Source organism: Flavobacterium pectinovorum, assembly GCF_006438875.1.
In the GTDB taxonomy this organism is placed as follows: domain Bacteria; phylum Bacteroidota; class Bacteroidia; order Flavobacteriales; family Flavobacteriaceae; genus Flavobacterium; species Flavobacterium pectinovorum_A.
In genome coordinates this window covers 202264-219975 of the sequence record NZ_RCZH01000008.1, presented here as the reverse complement: position 1 = coordinate 219975, position 17712 = coordinate 202264, and the positions used below count along the sequence as shown (strand labels likewise).

Genomic DNA, 17712 nt, shown 5'->3' with positions numbered 1-17712 from the left:
TAATGTTTTGATATTTAGAAATAAGTACTAATTTTGCATAGTAATCTATTAAGCCGATAGGGTAATAGGTTTAAAGCTCAAAACCAAACCAAGGGTATGGAAAAAGAATTAAAAATAAATAGTTATGATGTTAGGTCTGATGCATCAATAAAAGAAAAGTTATGGGTTGTAATTCCCGTGGTTTTGTTAGTAGGTTTGTTAGGTACCTTGGTGTACAACCATTATGCTGAATTTACATGGAATGGATTTGTTGGAGGTTTCAATCAGGAATTTTTGATTTTTTTCTTAATCGGGATTTTTGCACAATTGGTTGACGGGACATTAGGAATGGGTTATGGAGCAACATCAACCTCGTTTTTATTGGCTTACGGTGTTCCACCAGTTATGAGTAGTACGGCTGTTCATGTGTCTGAAATGTTTACAACAGGAGCATCGGCACTATCGCATCATCGATTTGGAAATATTAATAAAAAGTTGGTGAAACATTTATTAATTCCGGGAGTTTTAGGTTCAATAACAGGAGCTTATTTATTATCGGATGTTATTAATGGGGATATTATAAAGCCCTTTATTGCAGTTTATATGATTGTTTTGGCAGTTATAATTATTAGAAAAGCTTTAGCAAAAACAATCGTTAAAAAGAAAACTAAAAAACTAGGAGTACTTGCCACTTTTGGTGGTTTTATGGACGCTGTTGGCGGCGGAGGCTGGGGACCAATCGTAACATCAACATTGTTAGGAAGAGGAAGAAACCCAAGATATACAATAGGTTCTGTGAATGCTGCTGAATTTGCAATTTCATTTGCAAGCGGAATTACTTTCATGCTTTTTGGAGGAATTCACGGCTGGCAGGTTATTATAGGTTTAATTTTAGGAGGTGTAATTGCGGCGCCAATTGGAGCATATTTGGTAAATAAAATCAAAAGAAAGCCAATGATGGTAGCAGTTGGAATTTTAATTATACTATTGAGTTTGAAAACATTATCTAAATTATTGTAATATTTTTTAGAAGGAAAGAAAGAGAATATGAGTGCGACTATTATACAATCATTATTAGATAAAACAAAGGATTTTTCGCTTGACGAAACATTAGCTTTTTTAGCCATTGAATATCCGGGAAAAGTAATTTTTTCGACATCTTTTGGTCAGGAAGATCAGGTAATTACCGATTTTATTGCAAAGAGTAATCAGGACATTACCATCTTTACTTTAGACACAGGAAGATTGTTTCAGGAAACGTACGATGTTTTTCATAAGACATTAAAAAAGTACAAGAAGCCAATCGAAGTTTACTTTCCGGAAGCAACGGCGGTGGAAAGTTTACTGAAAGAAAAAGGGCCAAATAGTTTTTATGATTCGGTTGAGAATAGAAAAGAATGCTGTTTTATTCGTAAGGTAGTTCCGCTAAGGAAAGCTTTGGCAGGAAATTCTGTTTGGATTACAGGTTTAAGAGCCGAACAATCTGAAAACAGAAACGATTTGCAATTGTTTGAATACGACGGAGGTTTTGGAATCATAAAATTCAACCCATTATTAAAGTGGACTTTGGAAGAAGTTGAAACCTATTTATCAGAAAACAATGTTCCTCAGAATGCTTTACACAAACAAGGATTCGTAAGCATAGGATGTGCACCATGTACCAGAGCAATTTTCCCGGGCGAAGATATCAGAGCCGGAAGATGGTGGTGGGAATCGAGTCATAAAGAATGTGGTTTGCATGGGGCGAAGAAGGAGTAGAGAAGCAAGAGACAAGATAATAGAAGCAAGATAATAGAAGCAAGATAATAGAAGCAAGATAATAGAATATAGATTTTAAGTTCCGGAGGAACGATTTATATTGTAGCGTCGGGTTTCAACCCGATGGGAGGAGGAACGATTCATATTGTAGCGTCGTCCCGAGGCTTCGGGATCAAACCCGATGATCGCAACGCCGGGATTTAACCCGATGAAGCTGTTACAAAAACGAATTTTAACACGATGGAGAGGTTGTAAAAACGGATTTCAATCGGTTGAAAAAAAATAAAGAAAATAGAATAAATAGTTGAAAGTGTTAGAGTAACTCACATAACTTGAAACCTGAAACTAAAAATATCAAACAAAAAAACAATGAGTTCAGTATTAAAAACAAACGCTTTAGAGAGTGAAGCAATATACATTTTCAGAGAAGTAATTTCACAGTTTGACAAACCGGTTTTGCTTTTCTCTGGAGGAAAAGATTCTATAACATTAGTGCGTTTGGCACAAAAAGCCTTTTTCCCTGCAAAAATTCCGTTCCCTCTTTTGCATGTTGATACAGGACATAATTTTCCTGAGACGATTGCTTTTAGAGACAAATTGGTTGAGGAATTAGGATTAGAGCTTATCGTTCGTAATGTTCAGGACGCTATTGATGAAGGAAAAGTTGTTGAGGAAACTGGGAAATATTCTAGTAGAAACAGCTTGCAAACGATCACACTTTTAGACGCTATCGAAGAATTTAAATTTGATGCTTGTATTGGTGGAGCGCGTCGTGATGAAGAAAAAGCAAGAGCAAAAGAACGTATTTTTTCAGTTCGTGATGACTTCGGTCAATGGGATGAAAAAAATCAACGTCCTGAGTTGTTTGATATTTTGAATGGAAAAATAGAAAATGGTCAAAACGTACGTGTTTTTCCAATTTCAAACTGGACAGAATTAGACGTTTGGAGTTATATCGAAAAAGAACACATCGAGATTCCATCAATCTATTTTTCACATAAAAGAAAAGTTTTTTTGAGAGACGGTTTAATCTGGTCACATTCTCCTTTTGTGTATCAGGAAGAAGACGAACAAATCGAAGAAAGAATTGTTCGCTTCAGAACCGTTGGAGATATGACTTGTACTGCTGCAGTTGATTCTTATGCTGAAACCATTCAGGAAGTTGTGGGCGAAATCAGAACATCAACAATTTCTGAAAGAGGAGCCAGAATCGATGATAAACGCTCTGAAGCCGCAATGGAGAAAAGAAAACAACAAGGGTATTTTTAATTATTAATTGTGAATTATAAATTATAAATTAAAAGTTAGAATCAAAAAAACATACAGCTTTTAAAATTTAGTGAAAGCGTTTCAACAACTTGAAACATTAAACCTGAAACAAAAATTTTAAACCTGAAACAAAATATTAAGAATGGAAGTTTTAAAAATAGCAACAGCAGGAAGTGTAGATGACGGAAAAAGTACTTTGATCGGAAGATTATTGTACGATACAAAATCATTGACTACAGATAAAATCGAAGCGATCGAAAAAAGCAGTAAACAAAAAGGGTACGATTATCTTGATTTCTCATTGGCAACAGACGGATTAGTGGCTGAAAGAGAGCAAGGAATCACGATTGACGTAGCACATATTTACTTTTCGACTGCAAAGAAAAGTTACATTATTGCCGATACTCCGGGTCACGTAGAATATACCAGAAACATGGTTACGGGAGCTTCGACTTCACAGGTTTCGATTATTTTAATTGATGCGAGAAAAGGCGTAATTGAGCAAACGTACCGTCACTTTTTTATCAATAATTTATTGAGAGTAAAAGAGGTAATTGTAGCAATCAACAAAATGGATTTGGTTGATTATTCTGAAGAAGTTTACAACAAAATCAAAGCCGATTTCCAGGCATTAAATGCTAAAAGTACTTTCAAAGAACAAAACGTAAGTTATATTCCATTAAGTGCAATTAATGGTGGAAACGTAGTTGATAAATCAGAGAACATGACATGGTATGATGGTCAAACGGTTTTGGAACATTTAGAAGGATTACATTCTTCAGATGTTTTTGAAACAGGAAAAGCACGTTTCCCGGTTCAGACTGTTATTCGTCCAAAAACAGAAGAGTATCATGATTTTAGAGGATATGCGGGAAAATTATACGGAAACTCTATTAAAGTAGGAGATGCAGTAACGGTTTTACCTTCTTTAACAGAATCAAAAGTATCAAAAATTCACTTTTTCGATAAAACATTTGATGAAGCTGTTGCAGGTTCATCGATTACAATCGAATTAGAAAATGATATCAATGTAACAAGAGGAGATATGATCGTAAAATCATCAGAACTTCCAAAAATTGAAAAAGAAATAACAACAACAGTTTGCTGGATGGACAGTAAAAAACTGGTTGCAGGTACAAAATATATCGTACAACACAACACAAACTCAGTTTTGGCAAAAGTAGAAAGTATCAAAAATACAATCTCAACAGATTATTCAGGAACAAAAGAAGCTTCGCAATTAGCGATAAACGAAATTGGAGAAGTAACTATCAAATTAAGCAAGCCTTTATATTTTGATGCCTATAACGATAATAAATCAAACGGAGCTTTTATCCTAATTGATACAGCGACGAACACAACTGCAGGAGTAGGATTCATTCGATAAATGCATTAGGCTTTAAGCAATAAGCCTTAAGCAAAAAACACAAAGTTAAAAAAGCCTAGAGCGTATAGCTTAAAGCCTAAAGCGTAAATAAAAATGGAAAGTTTTAGAACAGAAATAGAAAATCCGATAGTTCAAAAAGAGATTATCGATTTGGAAAAAAAGATTCATTTATTCCGTGGAGGAAAAATTGATGATGAGCGTTTTCGTAGTCTTCGTTTAGCACGTGGAATCTACGGACAACGTCAGGAAGGCGTTCAAATGATTCGTATTAAATTGCCTTACGGTAAAGTAACCAGCGAGCAATTGGTACGTATTACTAAAGTTTCTGATGAATATTCTACAGGACGTTTGCACATTACAACACGTCAGGATATCCAGATTCACTACGTGAGTTTAGATAGAACTCCAGAACTTTGGGCAAACCTGGCAAAAGACGATGTTACCTTGCGTGAAGCTTGTGGTAACACCGTTAGAAATATTACAGGAAGCGAATTAGCAGGTGTAGATGTAAACGAACCATTTGATGTTTCGCCTTATGCACATGCCTTATTTCAATACTTACTAAGAAACCCAATCTGTCAGGAAATGGGACGTAAATTCAAAATTTCGTTCTCATCATCTGATGAAGATACCGCTTTGAGTTATTTGCATGATTTAGGATTTATTCCGAAGATTGTTGATGGTGTTCGTGGTTTCAAAATAATGTTAGGTGGAGGTTTGGGATCTCAACCGGCACATGCAGAATTGCTTACGGAATTCGTTCCTGCAAACCAAATCATTCCAACAGCAGAAGGTGTGATCCGTATTTTTGACAGATATGGAGAACGTGCCAAAAGAATGAAAGCACGTTTGAAATTTTTAATCAAAGAAATGGGAAGAGATGTTTTCATGGATTTGGTTGAAAAAGAGAAAAAAGCAATCGCTTTTGAAACTTATGAAATTGATACAACAGTTTTTGATGCGCCAATTCCAGAACCATTATTAGAAGTTCCATCTGTTACTATTGAAGATGCTGCAGCTTATGAAGCATGGAAAAAATCGAATGTAATTGCTCAAAAACAAGAAGGTTATTCTGCTATTGGGATCAAAGTTTTATTAGGAGATTTTTATACCGATAAAGCAAGATTATTAGCTGATTTAATAAAAAATTACGCTGCAAATGAATTGCGTTTTACATTGCGTCAAAACATTGTAATTCGTCACGTAAAAAATGAAAATTTACCATTCTTTTATCAGGAACTGGCTAAATTAGGATTTGTAGATTTAGGATATAATTCTACCGCAGATATTACGGCATGTCCCGGTACAGATACTTGTAATTTGGGGATTGCAAGTAGTACCGGAATTGCAGAAGAACTTGAAAAAGTTTTAAATGCAGAATACCCGCAATACTTAAATAACCGTGAAATTGAAATTAAAATCTCAGGTTGTATGAATGCTTGCGGACAACATAATATGTCTGCAATTGGTTTTCAGGGAATGTCAATCAATTCAGGAAAATTAGTAGCTCCGGCATTGCAGGTTTTATTAGGAGGAGGAAGATTAGGAAACGGATCAGGGCGTTTTGCTGATAAAGTAATCAAAATTCCAAGCCGTAGAGGACCAGATGCATTGCGTACGATCTTAAATGATTTTGACGCGAACGCAAACGGAGAAAAATTCCTTAATTATTACGATTTAAAAGGAGAGAAATATTTCTATGAAATTTTAAAACCTTTCGCAGACGTAACCAATTTAACCGAAGCTGATTTTGTAGATTGGGGTAACGCAGATAATTATGTAAAAGCAGTTGGAGTTGGAGAATGTGCCGGTGTTGTGATTGATTTAGTAGCTACTTTATTATTAGAAGCCAAAGATAAATTAACTTTCGCTCAGGAATCATTCGACGAAGGAAAATGGTCAGATGCGATTTATCACGCTTACGCAGGATTTGTAAATGGTGCAAAAGCATTATTACTATCTGAAAACGAAAAAACAAATAATCATGCAGGAATTGTAGATTTATTTGACACCGTTTTCATTGCAACAGGTAAAATCCAATTGGCAACAACATTCAAAGAATTAGTATATCAAATCAATCAAACAGAACCTTCAGAAGCGTTTGCAAAACAATACATTCAGGAAGGGATTACATTTTTTGATACGATTGAAAAATATAGAGCTCAAGAATTAGCAAATGCTTAATATTAAACCAAAAGTAACTTTAGTTGGTGCGGGTCCCGGCGATCCGGATTTGCTTACGCTGAAAGGTGTAAAAGCACTTGCTGAAGCAAATGTGGTTTTATACGATGCATTGGCGAATGACGAAATATTAGCACACGCTCCTAAAAATGCCATCAAAATTTTTGTTGGAAAAAAAATAGGAAATCACGCTTATACACAAGATCAAATCAATCAGTTGATTGTAGATAATGCTTTAACATACGGAAATGTAGTGCGCTTAAAAGGCGGAGATCCATTTATTTTTGGACGTGGAAGCGAAGAAATAGAATTTATCGAAAGCTTCGGAATCGAAACGATTGTAGTTCCAGGAATATCTTCGGTAGTTGCGGTGCCTGCAAGTCAGGGAATTTCGATTACAAAAAGAGGTGTTTCAGAAAGTTTTTGGGCAATTACAGGTACAACTTCAGATAGAAAATTATCGTCAGATGTAGCTTTAGCAGCACAATCATCAGCAACAGTTGTAATTTTGATGGGAATGCACAAATTGCCTCAAATTATCGATTTATTTCAAAAGGAAAACAAAGGCAATTTGCCCGTAGCGATCATTCAAAACGGAACAACAACTGATGAAAAAGTAGGCGTTGGAACAGTAGATTCGATTTTAGAAATTGTAAAAGAGAAGAAATTAAGTTCGCCAGCAATTATTGTTCTGGGAGAAGTTGTCCGCGAAAGCAATAAACTAAAAGGCTTTTACGAAGAATTTTTATCAAAAGAAGTTACAAGATAAAGTTCCGGAGGAACGTTCCATATTGTAGCGTCGTCCCGAGGCTTCGGGATTACCCGATGTTGACAAAGATGATTAGTTAGTTAATAAAGTTCCGAAGGAACGATTCATATTGTAGCGCCGGGTTTCAACCCGGGGAACGCGAGATTATGATTCCGGATTTCAATCTAATGATGCAAAGAATTAAATTTATTAGGTTAAAAACGACCGAATTTAATTCGATAAAATAAAAATCATCTAATTTTGATTAGATGAAAATAAAATAAAATGGAACAGAATGAATTATATCCAATATTCTTAAAACTTCACAACCTGAATGTTTTAATTGTTGGAGGAGGAAATGTTGGATTAGAAAAGCTCTCTTTTTTATTAAAGTCGAGTCCTAATGCAAATGTTGAGGTTGTAGCGCCAAATTTCCATTTAGAAATAAAGGTTTTAGCTGAGAATCATCCTTCGATTACATTGACAAAATCGAAGTTCAAAAAGAAGATGCTCAAAAAGCGCCATATGGTAATCGCTTGCACCGATGATTTAGAAGTCAATAAAAAAGTATATCATTTATCCCGAAAGCGTTATTTGATTTGCAACATTGCAGATACGCCGGATTTATGCGATTATTATTTAGGAGGAATCGTAACGAAAGGGAATGTGAAAATTGCCATTTCGACCAACGGAAAATCACCAACAACAGCCAAAAGGTTACGGGAATTTTTTGAAGAAGTAATTCCGGATGATATCAATAAAATGGTCGAAAACCTTAATGAATATCGAAAGACATTGAAAGGCAATTTTGAAGACAAGGTTAAGAAGATGAACGAGATCACCGATTCGTTAAAAAATAAAGAATAGTAAGAGTTCCGGAGGAACGGTTCATATTGTAGCGTCGGGTTTTAACCCGATGATTCCGGAGGATATTAATCAAATGGTCGAAAACCTCAATGAATACAGGAAAACATTGAAAGGTAATTTTGAAGACAAGGTTAAAAAGATGAACGAAATTACCGCTTCATTAAAAAATAAAGAGTAAAAAGTTTCTCAAAGAAATGAATGATATAAATCATTGAAATTAGAATAAATTATTCGTTTCTTTGTGTTATTAAGAATGATTATAAACAAATACCATAATGATTAAAACAGATATACTAATAATTGGAGCAGGACCAACAGGTTTATTTGCCGTTTTTGAAGCAGGATTATTAAAATTAAAATGTCATATTTTAGATGCTTTACCACAAGCAGGAGGACAACTTTCAGAATTGTATCCAAAAAAGCCTATTTATGATATTCCAGGATTCCCTGAAGTTTTGGCGGGAGATTTAGTTGATAATTTACAAGAACAAATTAAACAGTTTGAACCAGGTTATACATTAGGAGAACGTGCTGAAACAATCGAAAAACAAGAAGACGGAAGTTTTATCGTAACCTCAAACAAAGGAACTAAATTTCATGCGCCGGTTATTGCTATCGCAGGAGGATTAGGAAGTTTTGAACCACGTAAACCACTTATTGAAGATATCGAGTTTTATGAAGATAAAGGAGTAAAATACTTCATCAAGAATCCGGAGAAATTCAGAGACAAAAGAGTTGTAATTGCCGGAGGAGGAGATTCAGCATTAGACTGGAGTATTTTCCTTTCGAATATAGCTTCAGAAGTAACTTTAATTCACCGTAGAAACGAATTTAGAGGAGCTTTAGATTCTGTAGAAAAAGTACAGGAATTAAAAACATCCGGAAAAATTAAATTAATTACTCCCGCAGAAGTTATCGGAATCAATGGTGCTGAGCATGTTGAGTCGTTAGATATCGAAGAAAACGGAGCACACCGTAAAATCGAAACAGATTTCTTTATTCCACTTTTCGGATTAACACCAAAATTAGGCCCAATCGCAGACTGGGGATTAGATATCGAGAAAAATGCGATTAAAGTAAACAACGCATTAGATTACCAAACTAATATTCCCGGAATCTTCGCTATTGGAGACGTTAATACATACCCGGGAAAATTGAAATTAATCCTTTGCGGATTCCACGAAGCGACTTTAATGTGTCAGGCGGCATATCAAATTATCAATCCGGGTAAAAAATATGTACTTAAATACACAACAGTTTCTGGTGTAGACGGTTTCGACGGAACTCGTAAAGAAGCTCCAAAAGCGGTTGTTAAGGCGATTGTTTAGTCTAAGGTTCTGAGTTGCTATCCCGATAGCTATCGGGACTAAGATTTTTATATATAAAGCTCAAACTTTTAGTTTGGGCTTTTTTTATTTATAATGTATAATCCCAGCGGGATGTTATGTTTATAGAAATTAAAATATTAATGGGCAGAAACCCTAGCAGGGTGACATATTAATTACCAACTTTTATATGCCGCTCCGCTGGAGCTTTTGTTGAACGAATAAAATTGTTGGCTATAAACATTACGCTCCGCTGGAGCTTTTTTATTTTTATCTTTATTGCATAAACTAAAAAAAAATGGCTTTCGACGAAAATAACGCACAAAGAATAAGAACGTTTCTACAACATAAAGAAGCAGATTTTTTCGAAAAGAGAATGTTTGGAGGTCTTGTTTTCATGGTAGATAACAAAATGTGTTGCGGAATCCGTATGGACAAACAAACAGGAGAAAATCTTTTACTCTGCAGAATTGGTGATAAAGCTTACGAAGATGCTTTAGAAAGAGATGACATTATACCAATGCCAAATTCAGAAAGACCAATGAAAAACTACATTTTTGTTACCGAAAATGGCTGGCAAAGAAATCAGGATTTAGAGTTTTGGTTAGAGCTTTGTTTAGAATTTAATCCTCTTGCAAAAGCAAGCAAGAAGAAATAAGAACCAAATTATTTATAATGTAGATAAATCCCAGCGGGATGTAATATTTATAGAAATTCATAAAATCATTTTACATAACCCGCCGCGGCGGGTGACATATAAATATTAGGATTATAAGATATCGCTCCGCTGGAGCTTTAGCTGAATTGGCAATCATAAGCTATAAATATTACGCTCCTCTGGAACTTTTTAAATAAGAAAAACATTAAACTCAGCATGTTTTAAAAAAAACTTAGAACCTTAGTCCCGAGGCTTCGGGATAGAATCTCAGAAACTAAAAAAAAATACTTGCAAATCGCTAGACGATTTCATACCTTTGCACTGTTCTTAAATTTATTGAAAGTTATCACGAAAGGCGGAGGGAAAGACCCAATGAAACCTTAGCAACCCTTTATCATAAAGAAGGTGCTACATTCTACTTTTTACTAATTCATAGTATTAAAGATAGATAACACAAATACATAAAAGTATTTCTCAAAACTCTTCCTGACAACCATACAATATTATTTTACTGAATTCAGTATTATGAGCGAATCATTGACGCATTTTTGCTGTCAACAGTTCCCGCTTTCGCCTTTATCTCACCTCCCGATAGCCATCGGGATGCGAGGATATCGGCTCAAACGAAGTTCACTGAACTCCTATGAAAATAGAAATTAAGTGAAGTAATCGGGGCTAGATAGCCATCAATAGTGAATTCTTGGAATTAATGTGAATTAAAATAGCGTATCCTAACAGGTTTCAAAAAACCTGTTAGGTATTATATATTCAAGATAAAGATTATAATAAACAATAAACTTAGCAGCTTAGGGCCTTAGCTCCTTAGCCGCTAAAAGATAAAAGTCATGGCAATAACAATTCAGGAAGCAATTAAAAAAAATATCCTAATCCTTGACGGAGCAATGGGAACGATGTTGCAGCGCTATAATTTCTCCGAAGAAGATTTCCGCGGAGAGCGTTTCAAAGATTTTCCACATCCATTAAAAGGAAACAACGATTTACTATCCATAACACAACCACAAGCAATTCGCGATGTCCACGCCGCTTATTATGAAGCGGGTGCCGACATCGTAGAAACCAACACCTTTTCAGGAACGACAATCGGTATGGCCGATTATTTTCTGGAAGATTTGGTTTACGAATTAAACTACGAATCGGCTAAAATTGCCCGTGAAGTAGCTGATGAATTTACAGCCAAAAATCCGGACAAACCAAGATTCGTTGCCGGATCAATTGGACCAACAAACAGAACCGCAAGTATGTCACCAGATGTAAACGATCCGGGTTACAGAGCCGTAACGTTTGATGATTTGCGTATTGCATATAAACAACAAGTTGAGGCGTTAATGGATGGCGGATGTGATTTATTATTAGTAGAAACGATTTTCGATACTTTAAATGCAAAAGCAGCACTTTTCGCTATTGAAGAAGTAAAAGACGACCGAAATATCGAGATTCCAATCATGGTGTCAGGAACGATCACCGATGCATCAGGAAGAACACTTTCAGGGCAAACGGTTGAAGCTTTCCTGATTTCAGTTTCGCATATTCCTTTATTAAGTGTAGGATTCAATTGCGCCCTTGGAGCCGATTTGTTGAAGCCATACTTGAAAACATTAGCACAACATACTAGTTTTAATGTATCGGCACATCCAAATGCAGGATTGCCAAATGCATTCGGACAATACGATGAAACACCGGAACAAACCCAGGCTTTCATCAAAGAATATTTAGAAGATAATTTAATCAACATAATTGGAGGTTGTTGCGGAACAACTCCGGATCATATCAGATTAATCGCTGAGGTTGCGAAGGATTATAAGCCACGTGTGGCGCCGGTATTTGCTTAATTCGTTAGAGAATTTATCTTGTTCTGAAAATAAAAAATGATAAAAGAAGACGTAAGAGTAGAGAGAAAACCGAATTGGACTATGGTAATTTTCTTCTTTGTATTAGTTGGCTTATTGATGTATTCAATATATAATAACGACAAACAGGATAATTATTTAAAATCTTTTAAAGGAGAAGCAATAGGATTAATGACCCGAGTCAAAGATCATGATGAGTACGGTTATACATTACAATATTATTTTTATTTAGATAAAAAAATCAGATCAGTGATTACGGTTAAAGAATACGACAGTGATGTTTTGAATAAGTTCTATAAAGTTAAATACGATTTAAATAATCCTGAAGAACACTATATAGTTTTAGAAGAAGAATTAGAACCTGATTCAATCTCGTTAGTTAAAGCGGGTTTTACTAAAACTAAATATTACATCTATGATGATGGTGTGTCATGTAAGTATATTGAAAAATCAAAATGGAAATAGTCATTTCCTATGTGGTTTTCAAAACCTTGCAGGTTGAACTGATAATAAAAAGTTCCGTAGGAACGACAGATTGGTAGCAAAGCAGGAATGGCAGGTTGGTAGTAAAAGAAAATTTATTTCAAAAACGATAATTGAAATCGTGAAGAATAAAAAGCAATTTTGAAACCGAGTGCGCGTGAGGGATAGAAGAGGATAGCCCACAGCCTGACGAAGGAAGAGCGAGGACTAGAAACGAATAGCCCGACCCGGAGGGACACGCCCAAAACAATATTATAAAAGTACATCGCTTGAAGGTGATTTTGAAATATTAGGATGAGATTGCTTCGTTCCTCGCAAAGACAAGCATGACGTTGAAAATAAATGTTCCATAGGAACAATTGATTGGTAGCAACGGAATTTATTCCGTTGGAAAATGAAAAAAAGAAAATGGCAGAAAATAGAAGAGACCTTGTATTAGCAGGATTAGAACCGTTGATTATTACACCAACTAGTGTTTTTGTAAACATTGGAGAGCGTACGAATGTAACAGGATCAAGAAAATTCCTTCGCCTAATCAAGGAAGAGAAGTATGACGAGGCGCTTGATATTGCAAGACAACAAGTAGAAGGAGGAGCGCAGATCATCGATATTAATATGGATGAAGGAATGCTTGATGGTGTTTATGCAATGACAAAGTTTTTGAATTTAATTGCATCAGAACCGGATATTTCGAGAGTACCAATCATGATCGACAGCTCGAAATGGGAAATCATCGAAGCGGGTCTAAAAGTAGTACAAGGAAAAAGCGTTGTAAACTCGATTTCATTGAAAGAAGGAGAAGAAGCCTTTATTCACCACGCCAAATTAATCAAACGTTACGGAGCTGCGGCAATTATCATGGCATTTGATGAAGTAGGTCAGGCTGATAATTTTGAGCGTAGAGTTGAGATTTGTCAGCGTTCGTATGATATATTAGTTGATAAAGTTGGATTTCCGCCACAGGATATTATTTTCGATTTGAATATTTTCCCTGTTGCGACCGGAATGGAAGAACATCGCCTGAATGCTTTGGACTTTTTTAGAGGTACAAAATGGGTTCGTGATAACTTGCCACACGCACATATTAGTGGTGGAGTAAGTAATGTTTCTTTCTCTTTTAGAGGAAACGATCACGTTCGTGAAGCGATGCACTCGGTGTTTTTATACCACGCAATTCAGAACGGAATGACAATGGGAATCGTGAATCCGGAAATGCTTTCGATTTACGATGATATTCCTAAAGATTTATTAGAACACGTTGAAGATGTAATCTTAAACAGACGTGACGATGCAACAGAACGTTTATTAGATTTTGCTGAAAACGTAAAAGGCGAAGTAAAATCAGATGAAAAAGCGATTCAGGAATGGCGTTTAGGAACGGTTCAGGAAAGAATTACGCATTCATTGGTAAAAGGAGTTGACGCTTTTATTGAAGAAGATGTTGAAGAAGCACGTTTGGCTGCTGTAAAACCAATTGAAGTTATCGAAATCAATCTGATGACGGGAATGAATGTCGTTGGAGATTTATTCGGAAGCGGAAAAATGTTCTTGCCTCAGGTAGTAAAATCGGCACGTGTGATGAAAAAAGCTGTAGCTTATTTATTGCCTTATATCGAAGCAAGTAAACAAGCCGGTGATAAATCCGGAAACGGAAAAATATTGATGGCAACTGTAAAAGGTGACGTTCACGATATTGGTAAAAATATTGTTTCGGTGGTTTTGGCGTGTAACAACTATGAGATTGTAGATCTCGGTGTAATGGTGCCTCCGGAAAAAATTATTGCTGCGGCGATTGAACATAATGTAGACATTATTGGATTAAGCGGACTGATCACGCCTTCGCTTGACGAAATGGTGTATCTGGCCAAAGAATTAGACAAACAAGGAATTAAAATTCCGATTATGATTGGTGGGGCAACGACTTCGCGTGCGCATACAGCCGTGAAAATTGCACCTCAATATAGAGAAACTGTAATTCACGTAAACGATGCTTCGCGTGCCGTTACCGTTGCAGGAAATTTATTGGATCATAACCGCAAAATATATGCAAGCGATATTCGTGCTGATTATGATGCGTTTAGAGAAACGTTTTTGAATCGTTCCAGAGACAAAAACTTCCTGACGATTGAGCAAGCGCGTAAAAATAAATTACAATTGGATTGGGCTGAATATACGCCTACAAAACCAAAAGTAATTGGCAAACAAATCGTCGAAGTTGATCTTGATGTTTTGGTTCCGTATATCGACTGGACGCCGTTTTTTAGAACATGGGAATTGTTCGGTAAATATCCGGCAATCCTGACAGATGAGGTTGTGGGTGAAGAAGCAACTTCTGTTTTTGCAGATGCTCAGGAAATGTTGAAAGTTATTCTGGCAGAGAAAAAACTAACGGCAAAAGGTATCTACGGAATTTTCCCTGCAAACCAAATTGATGATGACGATATCGAATTGCGTGACGAAAACGGAAAAGTGTTGGAGAAATTCTTAACACTTCGTCAGCAATCTCAGAAAACTAAAGGTGCACCAAATATTGCTTTGTCTGATTTTATCTTACCAAAAGATTCAGGAATTACAGATTATATTGGAGCATTTTGTGTAACAACAGGTTTTGGTGTAGACGAATGGGCAGCCGAATTTGAAAAAGATTTGGATGATTATAATTCGATTATGGTTAAAGCATTAGCCGATCGTTTTGCTGAGGCTTTCGCCGAATATTTGCACGAAAAAGTACGTCAGGATTTCTGGGGTTATGATCCTCAAGAATCACTTTCGACAGAAGATTTGATCGAAGAAAATTATAAAGGAATTCGTCCCGCACCAGGATATCCTGCTTGTCCGGATCACTTAGAGAAACCAACGATCTGGAAACTCTTGAATGTTGACAAAGAAATTGGTGTAACCCTGACGGAAAGTATGGCGATGTGGCCGGCTTCATCAGTTTCCGGATATTATTTCGGAAATCCAAAGAGTAAATACTTTGGACTTGGAAAAATAAAAGAAGATCAGGTGGTAGATTACGCTAAACGACGTAATGTTTCAACAGATTACGCAATGAAATGGTTAAACCCTAATATAGCAGATTAAATTAATTTATGATTTTAGAGTTCAGATTTTAGATTTAGAACTCACTTCATAATTTTAATACAAGAAGATTATTTGATTACGTTTTTTGATTTCAGATTTTTTACACGAACTAAAACTCAAAACTCATAATTCATAACTCATAACTCTAATAATGAAAGTAACAGAACATATAGAAAACGCCAAAGGAAATACACTATTCTCATTTGAACTTATTCCGCCTCAAAAAGGAAAAAGCATTCAGGATTTATATGATAATATTGATCCTTTAATGGAGTTTAAACCACCATTTATTGACGTAACTACTTCTCGCGAGGAGTATATTTATATTGATAAAGGCAACGGGCTTTTGGACAAAAAATTGACTCGTATGCGCCCGGGGACACTTGGAATTTGCGCTTCTATAAAACATAAATACAATGTTGATACCGTGCCTCACTTGCTTTGCGGTGGATTTACACAGGAAGAAACAGAATACATGCTTGTAGATTGTCAGTATTTGGGAATCAACAATTTAATGGCACTTCGTGGCGATGCAATGAAAGACGAGCAATCTTTTGTTCCAAAAGCTGGAGGTAACAGATTTGCTATTGATTTGGTTCGACAAATCAACGATTTAAATTGCGGAAAATATCTGCATGAAGTTATGGATGTCGATAATAAGGCAGATTTTTGTATTGGCGTTGCCGGTTATCCGGAAAAACACTTAGAATCTCCATCTTTACAATCAGACTTAAAAAGACTGAAAGAAAAAGTAGATGCAGGAGCTGATTATGTAGTTACACAGATGTTTTTTGACAATGCTAAATATTTTAATTTTGTAGAAAAAGCAAGAGAAATAGGAATCACAATTCCGATTATTCCAGGGATTAAACCAATCGCAGTTCAAAGACATTTACAAATTTTGCCACAGATTTTCAGAATTGATTTACCGGAAGATTTAATCGATGCCGTGGATAAATGCAAGAATAATGTAGAAATCAAACAAGTTGGTATCGAATGGGCAATTCAGCAATCATTAGAATTAAAAGCTGCCGGAGTTCCTGTGTTGCATTATTATTCAATGGGAAAATCTGAGAATATTCGTCAGATCGCGAGTCAGGTTTTTTAAGATTTTTTACTCGTTTTAGTCTTTGCACACAGTATTGTCATTCCGAGGAACGAGGAATCTCCGCAAGTAACTCCGTACAAAAAAGCGGACAATCTTTGTCGAGCTTCTTGCGGAGATTCCTCGTTCCTCGGAATGACAAAAAAGATGTGAAATGTTAGTGTGATTTCTCCTCCGTCGAAATGACAAACTTGAGTTGGAATTTGGAATTTTTTAGTTTGGAATTTAATTTTAAAAGTTATGAAACAAGAAGAATTACAAGCGATCGCTGCTCAGCTAAAACATCCAACAGGAGAAAAAGGAATTGAAATGGCGAACATGATGCATGAAACCAATATCAACATGACACGCCATTCGATTCAAAATCTACATATAGAATCAGGAAATACAATTTTGGAATTAGGTCACGGAAATGCGGGGCATGTAGAATTTATATTTGAACAAGCGGAAAACCTGAAATACTACGGACTTGAAATGTCTGAATTAATGTATCAGGAAGCGCGCCGGATCAACAGAAATTATGTCTCTCAAAAACAAGCTTTCTTTTCACTTTATGATGGAAATGTAATTCCGTTTCAAGATAATTTTTTCGATAAAATATTTACGGTAAATACCCTTTATTTCTGGCAGGATCCTGAGAAACTACTTTCGGAAATATACAGGATTTTACAACCAAAAGGTGTTTTTTGCCTCACTTTTGCCGAAGAAAGTTTCATGAAGCAACTTCCTTTTACCCAATTTGAATTTGAACTTTACAGTACCGAAAAAGCCGAGAAACTAATAGAGAAAACGGCTTTCAAAATCATAAACAAAGAAACGTTGACAGAGAAAGTAAAAAGCAAAATGGGAGATTTGGTTGACAGAGTTTTTACTACTTTGGTTTTGGAAAAATAATACTTATTATTTTAAATATTTATGCCACAGATTAAAATGATTTTCACAGATTATAAAAATCATTTAAAATCCTTTCCATCTGTGGCATTAAAAAAAACCAAACCAA

General features: G+C 35.7%; 14 protein-coding genes and 1 riboswitch. All 14 genes read left to right on the top strand.

The annotated features are described in order from the left end of the window. The first annotated feature begins 96 nt into the window (after positions 1-96). The 14 genes from EAH81_RS13855 to EAH81_RS13790 all read left to right on the top strand — a co-directional run bounded on the left by EAH81_RS13855 (position 97) and on the right by EAH81_RS13790 (position 17606). Positions 97-999: a sulfite exporter TauE/SafE family protein gene (locus EAH81_RS13855; RefSeq protein ID WP_140508022.1), complete on the top strand. Its 903-nt coding sequence runs from the start codon at positions 97-99 to the stop codon at positions 997-999. A 27-nt stretch (positions 1000-1026) separates the two neighbouring features. Continuing rightward, positions 1027-1737 carry a phosphoadenylyl-sulfate reductase gene (locus EAH81_RS13850; RefSeq protein WP_140508020.1) on the top strand — a complete coding sequence of 237 codons (711 nt, stop codon included), beginning with the start codon at positions 1027-1029 and terminating at the stop codon, positions 1735-1737. 369 nt (positions 1738-2106) lie between these two features. Then, positions 2107-3006, top strand: a complete 900-nt coding sequence (cysD, locus tag EAH81_RS13845) for a sulfate adenylyltransferase subunit CysD (protein ID WP_140508018.1) — start codon at positions 2107-2109, stop codon at positions 3004-3006. Positions 3007-3148: 142 nt separating this feature from the next. Then, the gene (locus EAH81_RS13840; RefSeq protein ID WP_140508016.1) at positions 3149-4393 is read left to right on the top strand and encodes a sulfate adenylyltransferase subunit 1; all 1245 of its coding nucleotides are present in this window, start codon (positions 3149-3151) and stop codon (positions 4391-4393) included. A gap of 93 nt (positions 4394-4486) precedes the next feature. Next, on the top strand, positions 4487-6577 hold the full coding sequence (locus EAH81_RS13835) for a HEPN domain-containing protein (protein WP_140508014.1): 2091 nt from the start codon (positions 4487-4489) through the stop codon (positions 6575-6577). Further along, positions 6570-7343 carry a uroporphyrinogen-III C-methyltransferase gene (cobA, locus tag EAH81_RS13830; RefSeq protein WP_140508012.1) on the top strand — a complete coding sequence of 258 codons (774 nt, stop codon included), beginning with the start codon at positions 6570-6572 and terminating at the stop codon, positions 7341-7343. The genes EAH81_RS13835 and cobA overlap by 8 nt, the downstream gene beginning before the upstream one ends. Positions 7344-7607: 264 nt before the next feature. Further along, the gene (locus EAH81_RS13825; RefSeq protein ID WP_140508010.1) at positions 7608-8189 is read left to right on the top strand and encodes a bifunctional precorrin-2 dehydrogenase/sirohydrochlorin ferrochelatase; all 582 of its coding nucleotides are present in this window, start codon (positions 7608-7610) and stop codon (positions 8187-8189) included. Between the two features lie 275 nt (positions 8190-8464). Continuing rightward, positions 8465-9517 (top strand): NAD(P)/FAD-dependent oxidoreductase, encoded by a 1053-nt coding sequence (locus tag EAH81_RS13820; protein WP_140508008.1) that lies wholly within the window; start codon positions 8465-8467, stop codon positions 9515-9517. Positions 9518-9812: 295 nt separating this feature from the next. Further along, positions 9813-10172: a TfoX/Sxy family protein gene (locus EAH81_RS13815; protein ID WP_140508006.1), complete on the top strand. Its 360-nt coding sequence runs from the start codon at positions 9813-9815 to the stop codon at positions 10170-10172. A gap of 340 nt (positions 10173-10512) precedes the next feature. Continuing rightward, positions 10513-10627, top strand: a riboswitch (SAM riboswitch). A gap of 390 nt (positions 10628-11017) precedes the next feature. Further along, positions 11018-12022 carry a homocysteine S-methyltransferase family protein gene (locus tag EAH81_RS13810; protein ID WP_140508004.1) on the top strand — a complete coding sequence of 335 codons (1005 nt, stop codon included), beginning with the start codon at positions 11018-11020 and terminating at the stop codon, positions 12020-12022. 36 nt (positions 12023-12058) lie between these two features. Beyond that, the gene (locus EAH81_RS13805; protein ID WP_140508002.1) at positions 12059-12505 is read left to right on the top strand and encodes a hypothetical protein; all 447 of its coding nucleotides are present in this window, start codon (positions 12059-12061) and stop codon (positions 12503-12505) included. A 426-nt stretch (positions 12506-12931) separates the two neighbouring features. Continuing rightward, positions 12932-15607: a methionine synthase gene (gene metH / locus EAH81_RS13800; protein WP_140508000.1), complete on the top strand. Its 2676-nt coding sequence runs from the start codon at positions 12932-12934 to the stop codon at positions 15605-15607. A 151-nt stretch (positions 15608-15758) separates the two neighbouring features. Next, positions 15759-16715 carry a methylenetetrahydrofolate reductase [NAD(P)H] gene (gene metF, locus EAH81_RS13795; RefSeq protein ID WP_140507998.1) on the top strand — a complete coding sequence of 319 codons (957 nt, stop codon included), beginning with the start codon at positions 15759-15761 and terminating at the stop codon, positions 16713-16715. A gap of 237 nt (positions 16716-16952) precedes the next feature. Continuing rightward, positions 16953-17606, top strand: a complete 654-nt coding sequence (locus EAH81_RS13790) for a class I SAM-dependent methyltransferase (RefSeq protein ID WP_140507996.1) — start codon at positions 16953-16955, stop codon at positions 17604-17606. Positions 17607-17712 lie beyond the last annotated feature (106 nt).